Raw genomic sequence first — 22667 nt, 5'->3', positions numbered from 1 at the left:
ACCGCCGTGTCCCTGCGCACGACGGTCCCCGGCACTTCCGTCGGTCACATGTGTATGACCGGCGCCGCCTCCGCGTCCTGCTGCGGCACCCCGCGCCGGTGCAGGACGAGGGTGATCAGCGCTCCCGCGGCGAAGAACCCGGCCGACCACCAGAAGGCGGTGGTGTAGCTCTCGATCGTGGCCTGGGCCTGTACGAGCTTGCTGCTCGGATCCCTGCCGGCCAGGTAGTCGGTCGCCGCGCTCGCGGCGAGGGTGTTCAGCAGCGCCGTGCCGACCGAACCGCCCACCTGCTGCATGGCGTTGACGGTGGCGGAGGCCACGCCGGCGTCCTCGGCCGCGACGCCGCCCGTGGCCAGTTGCATCGCCAACGGCATCACCAGGCCGAGACCCACGCCGATCACGACGAGCTGCGGCAGCACCGCGCTCGTGTAGGAGGAGCCGGCGTCGATACCGGTCAGCCAGGCCATGCCGGCGGTGGCGACGGCGAAGCCCAGCGGGACGACGGTCTTCGGGCCGAGGCGCGGCAGCAGCACGGTGGTGCCCAGCTGGGCCGTCACCATGAGGGCGCCGACCATCGGCAGGAACGCCACACCGGTCTTGGTGGGGCTGAATCCCAGGTGGAGTTGCAGGTAGTAGGTCAGGAACAGGAACACCCCGAACATGCCCGCGCCGCTGATCAGCACGGCCAGGAAGGACGCCCCGCGGTCGCGGTCGAGCAGGATGCGCAGGGGCAGCAGCGGGTGGGCGGCGCGGGTCTGCCACCAGGCGAAGGCCGCCAGCAGAACGGCGCCGGCGATCAGGAAGCCCCAGGTCAGCGGCGAGCCCCAGTCGTGCGTCTCCGCGTTGGAGAAGCCGTAGACGACGGAGAACAGGCCGCCGGCGACCAGGATGGTGCCCGGCACGTCCAGCTTGGCGGTCGTGGCGTCGCGGTGGTTGCTGAGCAGGAGCCAGCCGCCCGCGAAGGCGGCCATGGCGATGACGACGTTGACGTACAGCGTCCAGCGCCAGTCGAGGGCATCGGTCAGGACGCCGCCGAGGAGCAGGCCCACCGCACCGCCGGCACCGGCGATGGCGCCGTAGACGCTGAACGCGCGGGCGCGTTCGCGCGCGTCGGTGAACGTGGTGTTCAGCAGCGACAGCGCCGCCGGTGCCAGCAGTGCGCCGAAGACGCCCTGCAGGGCGCGGGCGACGATCAGCATCTCGATGCCGTTGGCGGCGCCGCCGAGCGCCGAGGCTGCGGCGAAGCCGACGATGCCGACGAGGAAGGCCGGCTTGCGGCCGAACAGGTCGGCTGTCCGGCCGCCGAGCAGCAGCAACGAGGCGAACGCCAGCGCGTACGCGGTGACGACCCACTGCCGGTCGCCGTCGGAGAAGTGCAGGTCGGCCTGGGCCGAGGGCAGGGCGATGTTCACGATGGTCGCGTCCAGCACCACCATCAGCTGGGCGAGGGCCACGACCGCGAGGATCCACCACCGCTTCGGCGAGGCCGAAGGGGGCGTCGTCCGGGCGGCGGCGTTTTCGGGCGCGCTGTCGGTGAGGGATTTCTGTGGCATGGGAGCACCCGTTTCCAGGGACGGCATACGAGGAAGGCGATGAGTACGTAAACGAAACAGTTTCGTACACATGGAGGCTAGACCAGTCTGAACGGAACGGCAACGTTTCGCTCGGGTCCGCTCGAGCGGGGCGCTCATATTCCTTGACGCGCATATAACGTGGGAGGCATATTGGAGCCGTGCCCGACGCCGCCCTCTGGACCGCGCTCGCCGACCCCCATCGGCGGGCCATCGTCGCCCTGCTCCGGGAGCGGCCCCGGTCCGTCGGTGAGATCGTCGAGGCGTGCGGACTGAGTCAGCCGAGCACCTCCAAGCACCTGAAGGTGCTGCGCGAGGCGGGTCTGGTCCGGGTGCGGCAGGACGCCCAACGCCGCGTCTACGCCCTCGACCCCGGCCCGATCGCCGCACTGGACGCCTGGCTCGCCCCGTACCGCGCGCTCTGGAACAAGAGCCTCGACACGCTGGGCCGTCGCCTCGACGAGAGGCCGGACACCCCCGAACCGCCCGCAGCGAAGGACTGATCCACCATGACCGCCGACCTCACCGGCACCTATCTGACCCTGGAGGACGGACGCCCCGCCGTCCGTTTCAGCCGCGTCTACGACCACCCTGTCCACCGCGTCTGGCAGTTCGTGACCGACCCGGACGAACTGGAACGCTGGTTCCCTTCCCGTGCCGAGATCGAGCTGCGCACCGGCGGCACGATCAGGTTCAGCCAAGACCCGAACATGGCGGACTCCACCGGCCGGGTCCTCGCCGTCGACCCGCCCCGGCACCTCTCGTTCGACTGGGGTGGCGACGAAGTCCACTTCGACCTGGAGGACGTCGACGGCCGGCGCACCCGCTTCACCCTCACCGACGTTCTCGCCGCCGAGGACACCGCCGCCCGCAACGGCGCCGGCTGGGAGGTGTGCCTGACCATGCTGGACGCCCGGGCACGCGGCGAGCGCACCAGCGGTCCGCACGCCGGGCCCGACGCGCCCTGGAAGGACCTCTACGCCGCCTATGTCGCGGCGGGTCTGCCCTCCGGCGCGCCCGTGCCCGGACTGGACTGACGGCTCAAGCCATCTGACGCCGCACCAGCTCGTGCAGCCGCCCGTTCGTGTCGGCGAGGAGCTGGGCCGGCGGGCCCTGCTGGATGACCTTGCCGTCCTCCATCACCACGACCCGGTCGGCGTCCATCACGGTCGACAGCCGGTGCGCGATGACGATCCGGGTGGCGTTGAGGGCCTTGGTGCTCTCGATGACCGTGCGCTGCGTCTCGTTGTCGAGCGCGCTGGTCGCCTCGTCGAAGAAGAGGATGCGCGGCCGGCGGATCAGCGCCTGGGCGATCATCAGCCGCTGGCGCTGGCCGCCGGAGACGGCTCCGCTGCCCGCGACGATGGTGTGCAGCCCCATCGGCATCCGCTTGATGTCCTCGGCGAGACCCGCCATCTCCGCCGCCGCCATCGCCTCCTCGGGCGTGTACGGCTCGGTGCCGCAGATGACGTCCAGGATCGAGCCGTTGAACGGCTGCGCGTGCTGGAGCACCACACCGCACTGACGGCGCACCGCCGACTGGTCCAGGGCCGCCAGGTCCTGCCCGTCGTACAGGACGCTGCCCGACACGGGCCGGTCGAAGCCGATCAGCAGCCGCAGCAGCGTCGACTTCCCGCAGCCGCTCGGGCCGACGACCGCGACGAACTCGCCCGGCCGCACCTCGAACGACACGTCGTCCAGGACCAGGGGACCGTCGTCCGCGTAACGGAAGGAGACCCGCCGCGCCTCGATCGCCCCGGTCAGCGGACCGGGCCGGGTGCTCGCCGTGCGCACCTCGGGCGTCGCCTCCAGCACCGGCTTGATCTCCTCGAACAGCGGCAGCGCGGCCACCGCCGAGACGAACGAGCCCGTCAGCTGGGTGACGGAGGTCAGCACCATCGTCACCGAGGTGTTGAAGGTGAGGAACGCCGCCGCCGACATCGAGCCCCGTGCGGGACCGGCCAGCAGCATGAACATCAGCAGGGTGCACAGCGGCAGGTACACCGCGCCCAGCACCGTCGTCAGGTTCTTGATACGGCCGACCTTCTGCTGGAGCTCACGGCTGCGCGCGAACTCCGAAGCCCACGCGGCGTACGCGTAGTTCTCGGCGGCGGCCACCCGCAGCTTGGGCAGACCCCGCAGCGTCTGGAACGCCTGGTTGTTCAGCTTGTTGGCGAGCACCACCAGCCGCCGCTGCCAGCGCACCTGCCACAGCCCGAGCGCCAGGAACACGGACGCGATGACGACCAGCATGCCGATCGCGGCCATCGCCATCGGCACGCTGAACCAGAACAGCAGCCCCAGGTTCATGGCGCCGACCGTCACCGACTGGGCGACCGTCGGCCCGACTCCCGCCAGCAGCCTGCGGATCGAGCTGATGCCCATGGCCGCGCTGGCCAGTTCGCCGGTGGAGCGCTCGGTGAAGAACTTCGTCGGCAGTCTCAGCAGCCGGTCCCACACCGCCGGCTGGAGCGTGGCCTCGATCCGGCCCTCGATCCGCAGGATCGTCAGGTTCTGCAACAGCATGAAGGCCGCGGCCACCACACTGCTCAGCATCACCGCGAGGCACACCTGCACGATCAGACCGGTCTGCGCCTTCGGCACGAACTCGCCCAGCACCTTGCCGGTCGCGACCGGCACCAGCGCGCCGATCGCCACCGTGACCAGACCGCTGAGCAACAGGCCCGTCAGGTCGCCGCGCATGCCCTGCATACAGAACCGCAGCAGCCCCAGTGGACTGAGCCCCCGCTCCGGCAGCGGACGGTAGAACATCACCGCCCGAGGCTCGAACTCGTCGGCGTTGGCCTTCTCGATCGGCGTCTCGCGCCCGGTCGACGGATGCACCGCGACGTAGCCTCCGCGCCGCCACAGCAGCGCCACCGGCGCGCCCGACAGCGCCCTCTGGCCGACCAGCGGCCCCACGTCGTCCCGCCACCAGCGGCCGTCGAGCCGTACCGCCCGGGTGCGCACCCGCGAGGCCAGGGCGACCTGCTCGACCGGGTCGAGGCGGTCGCCGCCGGTGCCCTTCTGGGTCGGCTCGGTGATCCGGATCCCGGCCGCCTGCCCGACCAGCTTGCAGGCCGCGTACGTGGCGTCCGCGTCGGCCGAGGTGGTGCGCTGCGAGGAGCGCTTGCCGATGGAGGCGAGCAGCGTCCGGTCGGCCTGGGCGCGCACCGCCTCACCGGCCTTGATGCCCTCGGCGGTGCGCGTCTCGTGGGTCTGCTCCAGCTGCTCGATCCAGCGGTCCAGTGTGGTCAGCAGCCGGTACTGCTGGTCGACCACGGACTGCCACAGCGCGGGGTCCATCAGCAGGTCGGCCGCGGCCTCCGCGCCGTACAGCGAGCCGTACTGCACGCTGCCCGGCGGCACCTGCATCCAGAACACGTCGTCGTCGGTCGGCGCGGCGGCCCGCTCGGTGGCCATCGGCGCCTGGAAGAGGATGGACAGGCTGCGGCCGATCCCGAGGGCGAGCGCGTACTCCAGCGGACTCGTCGTCGGCGGCACGTACTGCGGGTTGCCGTACTCGTCGTACGACCAGGTCGCCGTGTTGGCGGGCTGGTACAGCTCGCGCAGGCCGATGCGGTGCACCACGCAGTCCCGCAGCGGCCGGGCCACCAGGGTGTGCTGCGGGCCGGGCACCGGGCCGAGCACCAGCGAGCCCGCCTCCAGCCGGCCCAGATGGTGCCAGTGGCCCTGCTGTCCGGCGTCGACCGCGAACAGGTCCACGGCGCCGGACGCGACCAGCCACAGCACCTGCGGGCCTTCGAGGTCGAGCCGGTTGAACCCGGCGCAGTCGATGCGCGAGCCCAGCTGCCCGAAGGCGCCCAGCACGAGGTCGCCGTCGTGTCCTTCGTGAACGGCCGTCATCTCACCGCTCCCTGACCAGTGCCGCGTACGCTCCGCCGCGGGCCACCAGGTCCTCGTGCCGTCCCCGCTCCACGACCGTGCCGTGCTGCAGGACGACGATCTCGTCGCTGTCGCGCACTGTGCTCAGCCGGTGCGCGATGACCACGCAGGCGCAGCCGCGCCGGCGCAGGTTGTCCATCACGACCTGCTCGGTCTCCGCGTCCAGGGCACTCGTCACCTCGTCGAGCACCAGGATGCTCGGCCGGCGCACCAGCGCCCGCGCGATCTCCAGGCGCTGGCGCTGCCCGCCGGAGAAGTTGCGGCCGTCCTGCTCGACCTTGCTGTGGATACCGCCCGGGCGGCGCGTGATCACGTCGTACAGGGCGGCGTCGCGCAGCGCGTCCTCCACGGCGTCGTCGGGGATCGACGGGTCCCACAGCGCCACGTTGTCGCGGACCGTGCCCTCGAAGAGGAACACGTCCTGGTCGACGAAGGAGACCGAGGCGGCCAGCGCCCCACGCGGGATGTCCTCGATGCGCTGCCCGTCGATACGGATCACGCCCTCCCACGGCGCGTACAGCCCGGAGATCATCCGGGACACCGTGGACTTGCCGCTGCCCGAGCCGCCCACGAGCGCCACCTGCTGCCCGGGGCCGACCGTCAGGTCGAAGCCGGTGAGCAGGGGCTTGTCGAGGGGGCTGTAGCCGAATGTGATGTTCTCCAGCTCGACATGCCCCTGCAGACGGCGGGTCGACTCGCCCGCGCCGGGGCGGCCGTACAGCGGGTCGGCCTGGAAGTTCTCCACGTCCTTGAGCCGGGCCACGTCCGCGGCGAAGTCCTGGATGCGGCCCGCGACGCCGTTCAGCCGGGTCAGCGGGGCCGTGAACCGGGTGACCAGGGCCTGGAAGGCGACCAGCAGACCGACCGAGATGTGCCCCTCGACCGCTCGCATGCCGCCGATCCACAGGATCAGCGCGCTGTTGAGGGTGGCCAGCGTCGGCGCGACCACGCCCAGCCAGGCGCTCGGCACGCCGAGCCGCTGCTGCTCCTCCAGGGTGGTGGCGTGCTGCCCGGCCCACTTGCGGAAGTAGCCGTCCTCGCCGCCGGTCGCCTTCATCGTCTCGATGAGCTGAAGGCCCGTGTACGCGGTGTTGGTGAGGCGTGCCGTGTCCGCGCGCAGCTTCGCCGTGCGCGTCGCCCGCAACCTGATGACGATCCGCATCGCCACGATGTTCAGCAGGGCCACACCGATGCCGACGAACGTCAGCTGCGGGTCGTAGGTGTAGAGCAGCACCGCGTACAGGACGACCACGACCGCGTCCACGCCCGCCGCCGCGAGGTCGCGGGACAGGGTCTCGGACACCGCGTCGTTGGACTGCAGGCGCTGCACCAGGTCGGCCGGGCTGCGCTGGGAGAAGAACGTCACCGGCAGCCGCAGCAGATGCCGCAGGAAGCGGGCACTGGAGAGAGTGGAGGAGATGATGCGGCCGTGCAGCAGGTTGGCCTGCTGAAGCCAGGTCAGCACCACCGTGAGCAGCACGCAGGCCGCCATCGACGCGAACAGCACGCCGAGCAGCGAGGTCTGGTTGCCGATCAGGAACTCGTCGATGTAGGTGCGGCTGAGCGCGGGCACCGCCGCGCCGACCGCCACCAGCAGCAGACTCGCCAGGACCGCGGCGGGCATGGTGCCCGCGGTGCCGCGCAGCCGTGCGGGCATCGCGCCCAGGACGCCGGGCTTGCGGCCGCCCCGGGTGAAGTCCCCGCCGGGCTCCATCACCAGCACGACACCGGTGAAGCTGCCGTCGAAGTCCTCCATGGGGACGAAGCGGCGGCCCTTGCCCGGGTCGTTGATGTAGACGCCGCGGCGTCCGAAGCGCCGGCCCATTCCGTCGTAGACGACGTAGTGGTTGAACTCCCAGAACAGGATGGCCGGCGACTTCACCTCGGCGAGGGCGGCGAGGTCCATCTGCATGCCCTTGGCCGTCAGGCCGTAGGAGCGGGCCGCCTTGAGGAGGTTGCTGGCGCGCGAGCCGTCCCGGGAGACGCCGCAGGCGATGCGCAGCTCCTCCAGCGGGACGTGCTTGCCGTAGTGGCCGAGCACCATCGCCAGTGAGGCGGCGCCGCACTCCACCGCTTCCATCTGGAGCACGGTGGGGGTGCGGACGGCCTTCGCCCGGGCCTTGGGAACCTTGCGCTTGGGCGGGGCGGCGCGGCGCCTGCTCCGCGGCTCCTGTGCGGTCGCGCTCATGGCAGCAGCCAGTCGACGGGGCGCTGGTCGGCCAGCCGGATCGAACCGAAGGCGAGCGTCATGGAGGTCAGCTTGTAGGGCGGCCCGTCCGCCGACGACCACCGGTAACCGCTCTTCGTGGCGGAGGACTTGTCCAGCCGCACCGTCACGGCCACCGGCCTGCCCTTCTTGGTGAACTGCTCGCCCAGCTGGCTGTCCCCGAGGAACGCGGCGATCGTCTGCGGGGACTGGGCGGAGCGGTCCACCGACTTCACATGGCCGCGCAGCACGCCGTACTCCTGCGTCGGCACCGACTGCACGGTCAGGTCCACGGCCGCGTCGTCGGGGATCGAGGCGGCGTTCTCGGCGGGGACGTACACGGTGGCGTACAGCGGGTCCCGGGTGTGGGCGACCTTCTCCACGGCGGCCACGTTCGCGCCGGTCTGGATGATCTGCCCGACGGTCGCGGCGAGCGCGGAGACCCGGCCCGCGTCGAGCGCGCGGACGACCGCTTCTCCCTTGGGCGTACGGACTTTGAGCACGGGGGAGTCCGCGGGCACCTGCTGGCCCTGCTTCACGAGCACGGCGGTGACCTGGCCCGCGACGGGGCTCTGCAGGAGGTAACTGCCCTGCCCGTGCGTGATGATGGCGGGCGCGCTGACGGTGGAGGTCACCGAGCCGGTCATCGCCCACACCGAGGCAGCCGCCATCGCGACCACCGTCACGGAGAGCACGAGCCAGCCCTGCGGACGGGCGAAACGCACCGGGAGGTCGAGTTCCTCCGGTGACTGGAGCTTGGCGAGGGCCTGTTGGCGGAACTGCAAGGAACTTCCCTCACCCGTGGAGGAGGCTGTAACGGAACCCGAAGAACCCGGAACCGCCGGCTGCGGTTCCGGGAATCAACGGCACAAGGGCTCGATCAGAGGCCGGAGACCAGGCCGGTGACCGGGGCCGTGTTCAGGCCGGTGACGCCCTCGACGGTGCCGACGGCGGTGTCCACCAGGCCGGAGACCGGGGCGATGCCGTCGACGGTGTCGGTGACGGTGTTCACGGCGTTCACGGACAGGCCGCCGGAGATGGCGTCGAGCTGGGCGTCGGCGATCTCGACGGTCTCAACCTGGGGGGTGGAGTTCATGGTGGAACTTCCCTTCATATGGATATCTCACAAGGGGGGAGCGGCCCCCTCTGGGGACAGATGACGGCCGCGACCGCGAGCGCCGGACATCCGTTTCCGAGTGCCCTGAGCGGCCCCCGCGGTGCGATGGATCAAAGCACGCCGCTGCTCCGCGCTTCCAATCAACCACCCCTCTCACCAGGCAACTTGCGCCCCAACGGCGCCGATTGGTGGAGGTCTGCGCACTACTTGGGGGCGGGTTCTTCACATGCGCCACGGCATCGGCGCATTCCGGCCCTTGAGTCGCCGGGCGGCGAATCCGGCACTCCCGCCCCAAAGGCGTGACTGACACGGCCGGGCTGTGGATAACCCTCCTTTCGGTGACCGGGTTGAGCAGTCGATGTGCAGATTCGCTGAAGCCGGGGTTTGACTCCGTGATTGCGACAGATCGTTTCCGACCGGATACGGAGCGTTTCGTTCCGCCATGCCGGGGCGGTGCTCGATCCTGAAAGGCCGTCATCCGGCCATGGCTCGCCGCGGGCCGGTCCGGCCCGCCCTGCCGGATCGGCCCATGTGGACAGGTCGGTCGCTGGATGAGCGGTCGGCTTGCCCGCGGCGGGAGTTGGCTGATTCCGCGATGCGAAGGGATCACTTGCAATCGGAATTGAACGCCCCGTGCGGCACGTGCGTACCAACAGCCATCAAGGCGCCCCCCAGAAGCTGCCGGACGGCGGCACCTACTCCGTTCCTCAGGAGGAGAGAAGTTTGAGTCACAAGCGAATTCCGAAGCGCAAGGCCGCGATAGCGGCGGGCAGCGTGGTGGCGCTCGGCGCGGCCGCGATCCTGCTCCCCAACGCCAACGCCTCCCAGGACGGTTCGTCCGGTGACGCGGCGGCAGCGCCGAAGACCCTGAAGGCGGGCGACGCCTCGGATCTCGCCTCGCAGCTCTCCGGGCTCCTCGGTGAGGCGTTCGGCGGCTCCTACTACGACAGTGCCAGCAAGCAGCTGGTCGTCAACGTCGTGCCGGGCGACAACAACAACGTGGTCGTGCAGGCGAAGGCGGCCGGCGCGAAGGTCCGCGAGGTCGACAACAGCTGGTCGGAGCTTCAGGACGGGGCGTCGACGCTCAAGTCCGAGGCGACCATCGCGGGTACCTCGTGGTCGATCGACCCGCGCACCAACAAGCTCCTGGTGACCGCCGACAGCACTGTGACCGGTGCCAAGTGGGACAGACTGGAAAGCACCGTGCAGGAGCTCGGCTCCGGCATGGCCACGCTCAAGAAGTCCTCCGGCACCTTCAAGCCGTTCGTCTCCGGCGGAGACGCCATCTTCGCGGGCAACTCGCGCTGCTCCCTCGGTTTCAACGTCACCGCGGGCGACGGCTCCCCGGCCTTCCTGACGGCAGGTCACTGCACCCTCGGCGGCAACGAGTGGTCCGACGCACAGGGCGGCCAGCCGATCGCCACCGTCGATCAGTCGACCTTCCCCGGCGACGGCGACTTCGCACTCGTGAAGTACGACGACCCGGCGACCGAGGCACCCAGCGAGGTCAACACCGGCAACCAGACGGTCCAGATCACCGAGGCCGCCGAGGCGACCGTCGGTCAGCAGGTCTTCCGGATGGGCAGCACCACCGGGCTCAACGACGGCCAGGTCCTCGGCCTCGACGCCACGGTGAACTACCCGGAGGGCACCGTCACCGGCCTCATCCAGACCGACGTCTGCGCCGAGCCCGGCGACAGCGGCGGCTCGCTGTTCACCCAGGACGGTCTCGCCATCGGCCTGACCTCCGGCGGCAGCGGTGACTGCACGGCCGGCGGCGAGACGTTCTTCCAGCCGGTGACCACCGCCCTGGAGGCGGTCGGCGCGACGCTCGGCGCGGGCGGTGCCGCGGGCGGCGGCGCCGGTGCCGGTGACGAGGCCGGTGCGGGTGCGGGTGAGGAAGCCGGTGCGGGCCAGGAAGCCGGTGCGGGCGACGAAGCGGGCGCCGGTGAAGAGGCCGGAGCCGGTGAGGAAGCCGGTGCGGGTGCCGGAGCCGGTGAAGAGGCCGGAGCCGGTGCCGGTGAGCAGGCCGGAGGCGACGAAGCGGGCGCCGGAGCCGGTCAGGACGCGGGTGCCGGTCAGGACGCGGGTCAGGGTGTCGAGGACAACTCCGGTCTGACCGAGTCCCGCTGACCCTGCACAACCGTCGGCAGCCGGTCCGACGCAGCCGGCCCGGTCCCGCCCCCTCCTGGCGGAACCGGGCCGGCTCCCCTGCGTTGCGGACCGGTTGCCGATGCGCACCGGCCCTACCCGAGGGCCCTGATCAGCAACAGGGCGATGTCATCGAGCCGTTCCTCCCCGTCCGCGCGGTGCCGCCCCTGATGGACGAGGCTGTCGGCCAGTTCGTCCAGCGGCCGGTCCCCGGCGTCGGCCAGCCGCCGGCCCAGATCCGCGAGGGCCTCCTCGAAGTCCGTACCGGGGGACTCCACCAGTCCGTCGGTGTAGAGGACGAGCAGCGAACCGGGGGGCAGGGCGACCTCCGTCGTCGGGTACACCGCGGAGGCGTCGATGCCCAGCAGCGGGCCGCCCGCCAGATCGAGGACCCGCACCCGCCCGTCCGGCCGTCTCAGCAGCGGCGGGGGGTGCCCCGCCCGGGACATCACGGCCCGCCCGTGCTCCGGGTCGAGCCGCAGGTACAGGCAGCTGGCGAACAGGTCGGATCCGAGGTCGAGCAGCAGCCGGTTGGTGCTGCGCATGACCTCCTCGGGCGCCTGTCCCACGGTCGTGTAGGCCCGCACCGCGGTGCGGACCTGCCCCATCAGCCCGGCCGCCGTCACGTTGTGACCCTGTACGTCCCCGATCACCGCCGCCGCACGCCCCTGGGTGCCCACCAGGTCGTAGAAGTCGCCGCCGATGTCCATGCCCTGAGTGGCCGGCACATAGCGGCCGACCGCCTCGATGCCGGGCAGCGACGGCAGGGAGTGCGGTAGCAGCGCCTCCTGCAGGCCGTGTGCGAGCCGGTGCTTGGCGTCGTAGAGCTGCGCCCGCTCCAGCGCCTGGGCGATCAGCCCGGCCATGCTCGTCATCACCGCCCGCTCCTCCGTCGGGAAGGGGTGCGGCTCGGCGTAGGAGAGCACGCACGTCCCCACCGGGCGGCCCTGGGCGATCAGCGGCAGAAAGGCCCAGGCCGCGAACCCGTCGGGGGTCGCGATACGCGCCGGGTACAGGCGCTCCAGTTCCTCCTGCGACTCGAAGAAGGCGGGCACGCCCGCCCGCAGCACCTGGGTGCCGGGTGTCGGCTCGGTCAGGGGCATCCCGTCGAACCGCTCCACCACGTGCGGGTCCCGGTACCCGCGGTGCCCGAGCACCCGCAGCCGCTTGGCCCGCGAGCCCAGCACGACAAGGGCCTGGCTCCCCACCGCCGGGGCGATCTCGTCCGCGACCAGCTGCACCACGTCCTGCACCCCCACCGCCTCGGTGAGCGCACCGGCCAGGTCCAGCACCTGCGAGATGGTGACCAGCCGGGACGGCTGCCCGTCGGGTGGCGGTGCGGTCCGGTTCATCCGGGACACGGCCCTGGACCTGGTGATACGGACGCTCAGGCCCGTCGTGCTCGGGTACAGCCGGAACGACAGCCATTCCCCGGGCGGGCGCAGCGCCACGAACGACGTGACGTGCTGGCTCAGCAGCGCCGCCCGGTAGCGGTCCTCGTAGACCGGGTCGTTGAGCCAGGGCACCGACGCCCACAGCTGGGTGCCGAGCAGTCGGCTGACCGGGACGTTCAGCAGCTCGGCCGCCGCCGCGTTCACGAAGCCGACCCGTCCGTGCAGGTCCAGCGAGACCAGCCCGTAGGGCAGCCGGCTCACCATCCGGGCCGCCTCGACCGTGCCGAGCGTGCCGGCCATGCCGCCCACCAGGGGCGAGGCGAGCAGGTCGGTCTCGGGATGCGGCGGGATGCTGTGCTGGGCGGCCCGCTCCAGCCGGACCGCCAGCCGGCCGCAGGCAGCGGTCAGGTGATCACGCTCGTGGTCGGACATCTCCGCCGAATGCGCGCCCGGCCACGTCACGAAGACCGCCCCGTAGACGGTCGACTCGGTGGCGACCGGCACCGCGGCCAGGGCGAACGGGTAGGGCAGCACCACGGCGATCCGCGGATAGAGGCGGGCCATCTGCTCCTCGCCGCCGACCCACACCAGGCGCCGCTCGCGCGCCGCGTCGGCGACCGGGATCGGCGCGCTCAGGCCCACCCGCTCCCAGGGCGCCGCGAACGCCCGGGGCAGTCCGGCCATCACCGCCATCTCCAGCACGGGCTGATCCGGCGCCATCAGGTACACGGCGCCGGAGTGGGCGTGCACCTCGTCCATCATCGAGGCCAGTGCCAGCGAGAGCAGGGGCCGGCCGACCGGCGTCCTGGCGGCTGCCGGCGCCTGCGCGGACGACTGCCCGTCGGACACGCCGACCACCTCCTCGCACGGCCGCGCGACCGGGTCCAGGAACAAATCTCCCCCTTGGCGGCCCGTCCCGCACTACGAGCGGTTCCGGAACGGTGCCGGTTACCGTCGGTCACACGGGTGTCGGCCCCACAGGGGGCACTCTCGTACCCCCGTGCTCTCCGGCCCATGCCCCCGTAGTCGAAGCGTGGGCGGGCGTCGGGCGTACGGGCGCTGGGCATGCGCCCCCGCGCCTCCTGGTGGCCGGTTTCCCGTGTCCACGCAAGGTCACCGTCGCGAACTAGGGGGCACGCGCTCAACACGACGAGGGGGCGTACGGCGAGCGGAGGGGGCAGTGATCCGGGTGCTTCCGGTCCACGACGAGTGTCTGGTGCTGTCGGTGCCGGCGTGCTGTTGCCGCCGCCGTCCGTGCGCTCTTCGGCTGGTCACGGAACGCCCCCAGGGGCTGCGCAGGTGTCTCATAAGCGCTGTAATGGCCAACGTGGTCAGTCAGGGCGCCCAAGAGCGCGGAACGCGAACGCTGCGTGCCGAAGGTGCCCTCAGGGCGATCGCGATCGATCAGGAGTCACCCGAACGGCTGCGCCGCGTCCTCGAACAGGCACTGGTGTTCGCAGGTGCGGCGCTCGCCGCCGTCTACGCGCCCAGCGAGGACGGCGAGCTGCTGTGCCTGATGGAGTCGGCGGGAGTCCCGAGGACCCTGTACGGGCTGCGCGACAGCTACCCGCGCGCCGGGCGGTCCCCCGTCGCCGAGGCCCACCGCCGCGGACGGCCGGTGTCTCTGGGCCCGGCGGAACTCGCCGCGCACGCCCAGGCGCGGCGCGTGCCCTCCCGGGACTTCTTCCTGACGGCACTCCCCGTACAGACGGACGGCGGCTGCCTGCTGGCCGTGAGCGAGCACCCCGAGGGCTTCGCCGCCGACGACCTCAGATGCCTGGAGCTCATCTCCGACGCGGTCGCCTTCACCGCCCCGGCCGCACCCGCGGAGGCCGGTGAGCTGCCACCGAGTGCTTTCGCACTCGCCATGGACACCGGCCGCGTCCGGGTCGGCGACGACCTGCTGGACCTGTTCGGCCTCGACCCGGTGGAGTTCGACGGCCGGGTCGAGACACTGCTCAGCCTGACCGTCCCCGAGGATCTGCCGTCCCTGATGTCCGTGGTGGAGGCCGACCACATGTCCATCGGCGACCGCGAGCTGGAGTTCCGGGTGCTTCAGCCCGCGGGTCCGCCGAAGTGGCTCCGGCTGCGCGGGCGCCTGCTGCCCGGCGGCGAGGGCCGCCCGGCGCGGCTCGTGGGCACGGTCGTCGACGTCTCCACGCTGCGCTCCGACGTCACCGACGTGGCCCGGGTCCAGCGCCTGGCCGCCGCGCTGGCCACCGCCGTCACCGTCCGCGACGTGGGCAAGGCCGTGGTCGCCGCGCTGCGCAGGCCGCTGCGGGCCGACCGGATCGCCCTCGCCGAGCTGGAGAGCGAGCGTCTCGTCGTCACCGTCCTCGACCCGCCCGAACCCGAGGCCTGGCCCGAACTGTGGCGATCGGAGTGGCGCACCGAGTGGCCCGACGCGCCCGTGCGCGCGATGCCCACGCTCGCCGCGGCACTGCGCGAGGGCCGGGCCCGCATCTGGCCCGCCGGCAGCCCCCTGGAACGCGCCCTGGCCGAGGTGGGACCCGGCGGCCTCGCCGTCCTGCCGCTGCCCGCCGGGAACCGCATGGCCGGCGCCTGCCTGATCGGCTGGGACACCCCGCACGACTTCGGCACCGACGAACGCGCCCTGCTCACCGCCTGCGCCGGCCTCGCCGGACAAGCCCTGGTCCGGGCCCGGGCCTTCGACGCCGAGCACGAACTCGTCGGCATGCTCCAGCGCCAGCTGCTGCCGCGCAGCCTGCCCCGGCTGCCGGGCGCGGTGGCCGTCGCCCGCTACCTGCCCAGCACGGCCGGGCTCGAACTGGGCGGCGACTGGTACGACGTCATCCCGCTGCCCGACAATCACGTGGCCCTCGTCATCGGCGACGTCCAGGGCCACAGCGCCGGCGCCGCCACCCTCATGGGCCAGATGCGCACGGCCCTGCGCGCCTACGCCGTCGAGGGGCACCCTCCGGACGTGGTGGTCGCGCACGCCAACCGGCTGTTGACGGACATGGAGAGCGACCTCTTCGCCACCTGCTGCTACGTCGACGTGGACCTGGAGGAGGGCGCCGCCTGGTGCGTGCGGGCCGGGCATCTGCCGCCGGTGCTGCGCTACCCCGACGGCCGGACCGAGATCGCGGAGGCCGAGGGCGGCCCGCCTCTGGGGGTGGTCACCCGGGCCGACTTCCCCATGAGCCCGCTGCGGCTCCCGCCCGGCACCGTGATCGCGCTGGCCACGGACGGGCTCGTGGAGACGCCCGACTCCGACATCGACGAAGGCATGGAGCACCTCGCCGAGCGGCTGGCCGACGCCGCACCCGCCGACCTGGGGCTGGTCGCCGACGCCCTCCTGGGCGACGCCCCGCGCAGCGACGACGTCGCCCTGCTCCTGTTGCGCTACGACGGCATGGACCTGCGCCCGCTGCGGGAGAGCTGGACGGTCTGGCGGGTGCCGCAGGCCGTCGGGCACGCCCGCCGCTTCGCCCGGCGCACCCTGCGCTCGTGGGGCGTCACCGCCGAGTACGACGCCGTCCTCCTCGTCGTCTCCGAACTCGTCACCAACGCCCTGGTGCACACCGACGGCAAGGTCCGCATGGACCTCACCCTCGTCAACAACCGTCTGCGCATCGCCGTCGCCGACGCCTCCCCCCGCTCACCGGTCAGACCGACCAGCATCGGCTGGGAGGCGACCGGCGGCCGGGGCATCCTCCTCGTCGAGGCCCTCGCCGCCACCTGGGGCACCCTGCCGGTCAGCGGCGGCAAGCAGGTGTGGGCGGAGCTGCTGCTGGGGCGCTGAGCACCCGTCCGGGCGGCCGGGCGCGACTGCTCAGCCCAGCCGCTTCAGCAGTTCCTCCGCCAGCGGGGCCGACGACGCGGGGTTCTGGCCCGTGACCAGATTGCGGTCGGTGACCACGTGCGGGGCCCACGGCTCCCCGGCCCGAACGGTCACCCCGGCCTCGGTGAGACGGTCCTGGAGCAGCCAGGCGGCACGGTCGGCGAGGCCGCCCTGGATCTCCTCGGCGTTGGTGAACGCCGCGACCTCGTAGCCGGCGAAGACATTGCGGCCGTCGGCCCCGACAGCGGCCAGCAGCGCGGCCGGCCCGTGGCAGACGACACCGAGCGGCCTGCCCGACTCCAGGGCCCGGGCGAGCAGCCGGCCGGAGTCGGCGTTCACGGCGAGGTCCTCCATCGGGCCGTGGCCGCCGGGGTAGAAGACGGCCGCGTAGTCCTCCAGCCGGACGTCCTCGAGCCGCACGGGATGCCGCAGCTCCGTGAAGGACTCCAGTGCCTTCGCGATCCGGTCGGCGTTCTCCTGTCCCCCGTTCACCTCGGGAGCCAGGGACGCCCGGTCGACGGGGGGCTCGACACCCCCGGGCGTGGCCACGACGACCTCGTGGCCGGCGGCCCGGAACGCCTCGTACGGGGCGACGGCCTCCTCGGCCCAGAAGCCGGTGGGGTGCCCGGTGCCGTCGGCCAGGGTCCAGCTGTCGGCGCCGGTGACGACGAAGAGGATCTTCGACATGGTGGGTGCATCTCCAAGAGACGGGCCGCGGTCGAACAGTGCGGCGATGACTCGGACGATGACGACCGTAGGCAACCGGACCGCAGCTTTTCCAATGGGCGACCCGATGGCAGCCATAGGTTTCCCAATGGCGAAGCGCGCTAGGGTCGGATCACGTGAGGCCCATCGACCCCCGCGGCGCGGCCGGCACCCCGGCGCAGCCCGACCTCAACCTGCTGCGCACCTTCCTGGCCGTCTACCGGTCCGGCTCCTTCACGGCCGCCGCGCACTTGCTGGGCCTGTCCCAGCCGACCGTCACCACGCAGATCCGCTCGCTGGAGCGGCAGACCCGCCGGGAGCTGTTCGAGCGGCTGCCGCGCGGCGTCGCTCCCACCGCCGTGGCCCACGACCTCGCGGCCCGTGTGGCGGCCCCCCTCGACGCCCTCGCGGCAGCCACCGGCCACGGCCCCTCCGAGGAGTCGCACGCCGAGCCGGTCCACCTGGCCGGGCCCGCCGAGCTGCTCTCCACCCGGGCCCTGCCCGCCCTCGCCCCGCTGGTCACCGAGGGCGTGCGACTGCGCGTCACGACGGGACTGACCGAGCCCCTGCTCGACGAACTGCGCGCCGGCCGCCACGACCTGGTGATCGCCACCACCCGGCCCCGCGGCCGCACCCTGTCGGCGGTGCCGCTGACGGACGAGGAGTTCGTCCTGGTCGCCGCCCCCGCCTGGGCCGACCGAGCCGCAGAGCGCCCGGCCGCCGACGGGCCCGCCGCGTTGCACGACATCCCGCTGATCTCGTACGCCGAGGACCTGCCCATCGTGCGCCGCTACTGGCGGCACGTCTTCGGCCGCCGCCTGAACTGCCGCGCCGCCGTCTCGGTACCGGATCTGAGGGCCGTCCTGGCCCTGGTCACGGCCGGTGCCGGGTTCAGCGTGCTGCCGCGCTACCTGTGCGCCGGAGAACTGGCGTCCGGCGCCCTGGTCCTCCTCGACGCCCCCGAGGACGCGCCGATCAACACCGGCTTCCTGGTGCAGCGGCCGGGCACCTCGGACAACCCGCACGTCACCCTCGTCCGCGACCGGCTGCTGGAGGCCGGCCGCACCTGGTGATGCCGCAGGACGACCGGGTACCCGTCGGGGCGCAGGACGGAGCAACCGCCACGAGCCGAAGGAAAAGGAAGAGACATCATGGCTCAGCATGTCCGCGACATCATGACCGGCGACCCGGTCGCCGTCGAGCCGCAGACCTCCGTCGCCGAGGTGGCTCGCATCATGCGCGACGAGGACCTCGGGGCCGTCCTGGTGACGGACGGCGACCACTTGCGAGGCCTGGTCACCGACCGTGACCTCGTGGTGCGGTCGGTCAGCAAGGGCGGCGACCCGGAGCGGATCAGTGTGGCCGGCGCGTGCAGCGACGAGCTGGTCACCGTCAGCCCCGACGAGGACCTGGCCCAGGCGGTGGAGCTGATGCGCGAGCACTCCGTGCGCCGCATCCCGGTCGTCGACCACGGACACCCCGTGGGCATCGTCTCCCTGGGAGACATGGCCATGGAGCGCGACCCCGGGTCTGCGCTCGGCGACATCAGCGCCGCGCGCCCCAACGCCTGACAGGGCATCCCGTCGGACGGTCCCGTGCCCCAGAGGGGCGCGGGACCGTTGCATGCGCCCCGAACGCCCGCTGAGGGAAAGGGAGTTCGACGGGGCCGTGCAGGTGTTCCGTGCCGGGTTTGTTCGGTTTTTTGCCGGGCACTCGAACGGCAGCGGAAGTCAGAAGGAAGATGATGAGTCGTGGAGTCCATGGACACCAGTGAGAAGCCCGTCGTCCGTCAGTACGAGACCGGCTGGTCGAAGGCACGCCGTCTGCGCGGAAAGGCCGCGCTGCGGACCTGCCTCCCCGCCGTGGGGGACCGGGGCACCCCCGGGACGGTGCGCTCCGGGTCGGAGTGGAACATCGTCCGGGGTGAGGACTGACCCTTCCTGATGCCCCCGCGAGGGACCGCGCGGTGACGATCCGAGCAACTCCGCGCATCGGCAACCAAAAGAAGTGATGTTCACATCCGCCGGTTCACGACTAAGGTGAACCGAATGAAGGCTCTCGTGCTGTCCGGCGGCGCAGGAACAAGACTGAGGCCGATCACGCACACGTCGGCCAAGCAACTCGTGCCCGTGGCCAACAAACCCGTGCTGTTCTACGGCTTGGAGTCGATCGCCGAGGCCGGCATCACCGAAGTGGGCATGATCGTCGGGGAGACGGCCGCGGAGATCGAGGAGGCGGTCGGGGACGGGTCGAAGTTCGGCCTCGACGTCACCTACATCCCCCAGGAGCGGCCCCTCGGGCTGGCCCACGCGGTACTGATCGCCCGGGACTACCTCGGTGACGACGACTTCGTGATGTACCTCGGCGACAACTTCATCGTCGGCGGCATCACCGGCCTCGTCGACGAGTTCCGCGGCAACCGGCCCGACGCCCAGATCCTGCTCACCCGCGTCGCCGACCCGCGCGCCTTCGGAGTCGCCGAACTCGACCCGTCCGGCCAGGTCATCGGCTTGGAGGAGAAACCCGACCAGCCCAAGAGCGATCTCGCGCTGGTCGGCGTCTACATGTTCACGCCCCTCATCCACGAGGCGGTCCGCGCCATCGAACCGTCCTGGCGCGGCGAGCTGGAGATCACCCACGCCATCCAGCACCTGATCGACACCCGCGCCGACGTGCGCTCCACGGTCGTCAAGGGCTACTGGAAGGACACCGGCAACGTCGGCGACATGCTCGAGGTGAACCGCACGGTCCTCGAAGCCGTGGAGCGCCGCATCGACGGCGACGTGGACGACGCCTCGGAGACCATCGGGCGCGTCGTCCTGGAGGAGGGCGCGCGGATCGTGGGCTCCCGTGTCGTCGGGCCGGTCGTCATCGGCTCGGGCACCGTCGTGAGCAACTCCTACATCGGTCCCTTCACCTCCGTCGCCGAGAACTGCCGGATCACCGACAGCGAGCTGGAGTTCTCCATCGTGCTGCGGGACTCCTCGATCCAGGGAGTCGGCCGCATCGAGGCCTCGCTGATCGGCCGGCACGTCGAGGTGACACCCGCCCCCAGCGTCCCCAGCGCCCACCGCCTCGTCCTCGGAGACCACAGCAAGGTGCAGATCACTTCATGAACCTCCTCGTCACCGGCGCCGCCGGGTTCATCGGCTCCCGCTACGTCCGCGCCCTGCTCGCCTCGGACGCGCCCGACGCGCCGCGCATCACCGTGCTGGACAAGCTCACCTACGCCGGCACCCTCGACAACCTCGAACTGGCCCACCCGCGGCTGGAGTTCGTGCAGGGCGACATCTGCGACGCCGAACTCGTCGACAAACTGATGGCCGGTGCGGACCAGGTCGTGCACTTCGCCGCCGAGTCCCATGTGGACCGCTCCATCAGCGGCGCCGCCGACTTCGTCCGCACCAACGTCCTCGGTACCCAGACCCTGCTGGACGCCGCCCTGCGCCACGACGTGGGCCCCTTCGTGCACGTCTCCACCGACGAGGTCTACGGCTCCATCGAGTCCGGCTCCTGGCCGGAGGACCACCCGCTCCAGCCGAACTCCCCGTACTCGGCCTCCAAGGCCTCCTCCGACCTGCTCGCGCTGGCCTACCACCGCACCCACGGCCTGGACGTGCGCGTCACGCGCTGCTCCAACAACTACGGCCCGCACCAGTTCCCCGAGAAGGTCATCCCACTGTTCGTCACCAACCTCCTCGACGGTCACACGGTGCCGCTGTACGGCGAGGGCCGCAACGTCCGCGACTGGCTGCACGTGGACGACCACTGCCAGGGCGTCGACCTCGCCCGCACGAAGGGCCGGCCCGGCGAGGTCTACAACATCGGCGGCGGCACCGAACTCACCAACAAGGAGCTCACCGGCCTGCTCCTGGAGGCCTGCGGAGCGGGCTGGGACCGGGTGGAGTACGTCGAGGACCGCAAGGGCCACGACCTGCGCTACTCCGTCGACTGCACCAAGGCACGCGACGAACTCGGCTACCGCCCCCGCCACGACTTCACCACCGGCCTCGCCGAGACCGTCGCCTGGTACCGCGACAACCGCGCCTGGTGGGAGCCCCTGAAGCAGCGCGTCGCCCAGGAGCGGGCATGAGGTGGCTGATCACCGGTGCGGGCGGGATGCTCGGCCGTGACGTCGTCGAGGAACTGACGAGCCGCGGCGAGAGCGTCGTCGGCCTCGACCGCGCCGCCCTGGACATCACGGACCCCTCGGCCGTCGACGCCGCCGTACGGCAGCACCGCCCCGACCTCGTCGTGAACTGCGCCGCCTACACGGCCGTCGACGACGCCGAGACCGACGAGGCCCGCGCCCTGGAGATCAACGGCGACGGCCCGCGCCTGCTGGCCCGCTCCTGCGCCGCGCACGACGCCCGCCTGATCCACGTCTCCACGGACTACGTCTTCTCCGGCGAGGCCCGCATCACCCCCTACCCGGAGGACCACCCGACCGGCCCGCGCACCGCCTACGGCCGCACCAAGCTGGCGGGGGAGCGGGCGGTGCTGGAGGAGCTCCCCGGTGCGAGCGCGATCGTGCGCACGGCGTGGCTGTACGGCGTCCACGGCGCCAACTTCGTCCGGACCATGATCGGACTCGAAGCCCGCCGCGACACCCTCGACGTCGTCGACGACCAGCGCGGGCAGCCCACCTGGAGCGCGGACGTCGCCGAGCGGATCGCCGACCTCGGCCCCCGGCTCGGCCCCGAGGCGCACGGCGTCTTCCACGCGACCAACTCCGGCGAGGCCACCTGGTTCGACCTCGCCCGGGAGGTGTTTACCCTCATCGGCGCCGACCCGGACCGGGTGCGCCCCACCAGCAGCGCGGCCTTCCCCCGGCCGGCGCCCCGCCCGGCGTACAGCGCCCTCGCGCACCGGCGGTGGCAGGAGATCGGCCTGCCGCCGCCCCGCGACTGGCACTCCGCCCTGCACGAAGCACTGCCCCGCATCCGCAAGGAAGGTCTTCCTCGTGAAACGCCATGAGTTCCTCCGGGAACTGCACAAGGTCAGCGCCAATCGCAACTACCTGGAGATCGGCGTCAACGACGGGCGCAGCCTGACGCTGTCCCGCGTCCCCAGCATCGCGATCGACCCCGCCTTCAAGGTGGTCTCGGAACTGCGGTGCGACGTCCACCTGGTGAAGGCCACCAGCGACGACTTCTTCGCGCGTGAGAATCCGCTCCAGCACCTCAAGGGCGGCCGCCACCCGCTGCGCAACCTGCGCCGCGGCCGCAGCCCGATCGGCTACTGGCGCCGCACGACGCTGGACCTGTCGTTCATCGACGGCATGCACCTGTTCGAGTTCGCGCTGCGCGACTTCATGAACGTCGAGAAGTACTCGGACTGGGGCAGTGTGATCGTCCTCGACGACATGCTGCCGCGCAGCGTGGACGAGGCGGCCCGGGACCGGCACACCAACGCCTGGACCGGCGACGTCTTCAAGATCACCGAGGTCCTGGCGCGCTACCGCCCCGACCTGGTCACCGTGCAGGTGGACACCGCGCCCACCGGCCAGCTGGTCGTCTTCGGCGCCGACCCGAACAACCGGGTCCTGCACGACAAGTACGACGAGATCATGGCCGAGTACAAGATCCCCGACCCGCAGAAGGTCCCCGAGGCGATCCTGGAACGGGCCGGCGCGGTCCGCCCCGAGACCCTCCTGGAAGCCGGCTTCTGGCGGCCTCTCACCCAGGCACGCAACCGCGGCCTGCCCCGCTCCGTCGGCTGGGAGCCCCTGCGCAAGGCCCTCCAGCAGGTCGGCGTCAGCCGCTGAAACGACGGCGCCGGCCACCGCCCGGGGGCGGCCGGCGCCGACGGC

General features: G+C 71.8%; 18 protein-coding genes. 11 read left to right on the top strand and 7 right to left on the bottom strand.

Features of this window, described 5'->3' with window-relative positions:
- Window positions 1-44: 44 nt before the first annotated feature.
- Window positions 45-1553, bottom strand: coding sequence for an MFS transporter (locus ACZ7EG_RS33400; protein WP_471087310.1), 1509 nt, complete (start codon window positions 1551-1553; stop codon window positions 45-47).
- Between the two features lie 179 nt (window positions 1554-1732).
- Between ACZ7EG_RS33400 and ACZ7EG_RS33395 the strand changes: the two genes are divergently transcribed.
- Window positions 1733-2074, top strand: coding sequence for an ArsR/SmtB family transcription factor (locus tag ACZ7EG_RS33395; protein ID WP_471087307.1), 342 nt, complete (start codon window positions 1733-1735; stop codon window positions 2072-2074).
- A 6-nt stretch (window positions 2075-2080) separates the two neighbouring features.
- Window positions 2081-2608 carry an SRPBCC family protein gene (locus ACZ7EG_RS33390; protein WP_471087304.1) on the top strand — a complete coding sequence of 176 codons (528 nt, stop codon included), beginning with the start codon at window positions 2081-2083 and terminating at the stop codon, window positions 2606-2608.
- A 4-nt stretch (window positions 2609-2612) separates the two neighbouring features.
- Here the strand turns inward: ACZ7EG_RS33390 and ACZ7EG_RS33385 are convergent, their stop codons facing one another.
- From ACZ7EG_RS33385 to ACZ7EG_RS33370, 4 genes are all read right to left on the bottom strand, one after another.
- A complete protein-coding gene (locus ACZ7EG_RS33385) occupies window positions 2613-5438 on the bottom strand; it encodes an NHLP bacteriocin export ABC transporter permease/ATPase subunit (protein ID WP_471087301.1) in 2826 nt (941 codons plus the stop codon).
- A gap of 1 nt (window position 5439) precedes the next feature.
- Window positions 5440-7665: an NHLP family bacteriocin export ABC transporter peptidase/permease/ATPase subunit gene (locus tag ACZ7EG_RS33380; protein WP_471087298.1), complete on the bottom strand. Its 2226-nt coding sequence runs from the start codon at window positions 7663-7665 to the stop codon at window positions 5440-5442.
- Entirely contained in the window at window positions 7662-8468 is an 807-nt protein-coding gene (locus ACZ7EG_RS33375; protein ID WP_471087295.1) for a biotin/lipoyl-containing protein, read from the bottom strand. The genes ACZ7EG_RS33380 and ACZ7EG_RS33375 overlap by 4 nt, the downstream gene beginning before the upstream one ends.
- 95 nt (window positions 8469-8563) lie before the next feature.
- Window positions 8564-8779 (bottom strand): hypothetical protein, encoded by a 216-nt coding sequence (locus ACZ7EG_RS33370; RefSeq protein WP_003994898.1) that lies wholly within the window; start codon window positions 8777-8779, stop codon window positions 8564-8566.
- 744 nt (window positions 8780-9523) lie between these two features.
- Between ACZ7EG_RS33370 and ACZ7EG_RS33365 the strand changes: the two genes are divergently transcribed.
- Window positions 9524-10933 carry a S1 family peptidase gene (locus ACZ7EG_RS33365; RefSeq protein ID WP_471087292.1) on the top strand — a complete coding sequence of 470 codons (1410 nt, stop codon included), beginning with the start codon at window positions 9524-9526 and terminating at the stop codon, window positions 10931-10933.
- Between the two features lie 113 nt (window positions 10934-11046).
- On the opposite strand, the gene ACZ7EG_RS33360 is transcribed toward ACZ7EG_RS33365, so the two are convergent.
- Complete coding sequence (locus tag ACZ7EG_RS33360; protein WP_471087794.1) at window positions 11047-13203, bottom strand: PP2C family protein-serine/threonine phosphatase; 2157 nt, start codon at window positions 13201-13203, stop codon at window positions 11047-11049.
- A gap of 460 nt (window positions 13204-13663) precedes the next feature.
- Between ACZ7EG_RS33360 and ACZ7EG_RS33355 the strand changes: the two genes are divergently transcribed.
- Window positions 13664-16111 carry a SpoIIE family protein phosphatase gene (locus tag ACZ7EG_RS33355; protein WP_471087289.1) on the top strand — a complete coding sequence of 816 codons (2448 nt, stop codon included), beginning with the start codon at window positions 13664-13666 and terminating at the stop codon, window positions 16109-16111.
- 30 nt (window positions 16112-16141) lie between these two features.
- Here the strand turns inward: ACZ7EG_RS33355 and ACZ7EG_RS33350 are convergent, their stop codons facing one another.
- Window positions 16142-16837, bottom strand: coding sequence for a type 1 glutamine amidotransferase domain-containing protein (locus ACZ7EG_RS33350; RefSeq protein ID WP_471087287.1), 696 nt, complete (start codon window positions 16835-16837; stop codon window positions 16142-16144).
- A 155-nt stretch (window positions 16838-16992) separates the two neighbouring features.
- Between ACZ7EG_RS33350 and ACZ7EG_RS33345 the strand changes: the two genes are divergently transcribed.
- The 7 genes from ACZ7EG_RS33345 (at window position 16993) to ACZ7EG_RS33315 (ending at window position 22622) form a co-directional block, all read left to right on the top strand.
- A complete protein-coding gene (locus ACZ7EG_RS33345) occupies window positions 16993-17928 on the top strand; it encodes a LysR family transcriptional regulator (RefSeq protein ID WP_471087284.1) in 936 nt (311 codons plus the stop codon).
- 78 nt (window positions 17929-18006) lie between these two features.
- Entirely contained in the window at window positions 18007-18426 is a 420-nt protein-coding gene (locus ACZ7EG_RS33340) for a CBS domain-containing protein (protein ID WP_471087281.1), read from the top strand.
- Window positions 18427-18606: 180 nt separating this feature from the next.
- Window positions 18607-18789 (top strand): hypothetical protein, encoded by a 183-nt coding sequence (locus ACZ7EG_RS33335; RefSeq protein WP_344456500.1) that lies wholly within the window; start codon window positions 18607-18609, stop codon window positions 18787-18789.
- A gap of 114 nt (window positions 18790-18903) precedes the next feature.
- A complete protein-coding gene (locus tag ACZ7EG_RS33330; protein WP_471087278.1) occupies window positions 18904-19971 on the top strand; it encodes a glucose-1-phosphate thymidylyltransferase in 1068 nt (355 codons plus the stop codon).
- The gene (gene rfbB, locus ACZ7EG_RS33325; RefSeq protein WP_471087275.1) at window positions 19968-20948 is read left to right on the top strand and encodes a dTDP-glucose 4,6-dehydratase; all 981 of its coding nucleotides are present in this window, start codon (window positions 19968-19970) and stop codon (window positions 20946-20948) included. The genes ACZ7EG_RS33330 and rfbB overlap by 4 nt, the downstream gene beginning before the upstream one ends.
- A complete protein-coding gene (rfbD, locus tag ACZ7EG_RS33320; RefSeq protein ID WP_471087272.1) occupies window positions 20945-21832 on the top strand; it encodes a dTDP-4-dehydrorhamnose reductase in 888 nt (295 codons plus the stop codon). The genes rfbB and rfbD overlap by 4 nt, the downstream gene beginning before the upstream one ends.
- On the top strand, window positions 21819-22622 hold the full coding sequence (locus tag ACZ7EG_RS33315; protein WP_352100994.1) for a class I SAM-dependent methyltransferase: 804 nt from the start codon (window positions 21819-21821) through the stop codon (window positions 22620-22622). Before rfbD ends, ACZ7EG_RS33315 begins: the two co-directional genes overlap by 14 nt.
- Window positions 22623-22667 lie beyond the last annotated feature (45 nt).

Source organism: Streptomyces sp. NPDC037100, assembly GCF_055606225.1.
Note: the sequence above shows the minus strand (reverse complement) of the source record. Positions and strands in the feature narration are given on the sequence as shown.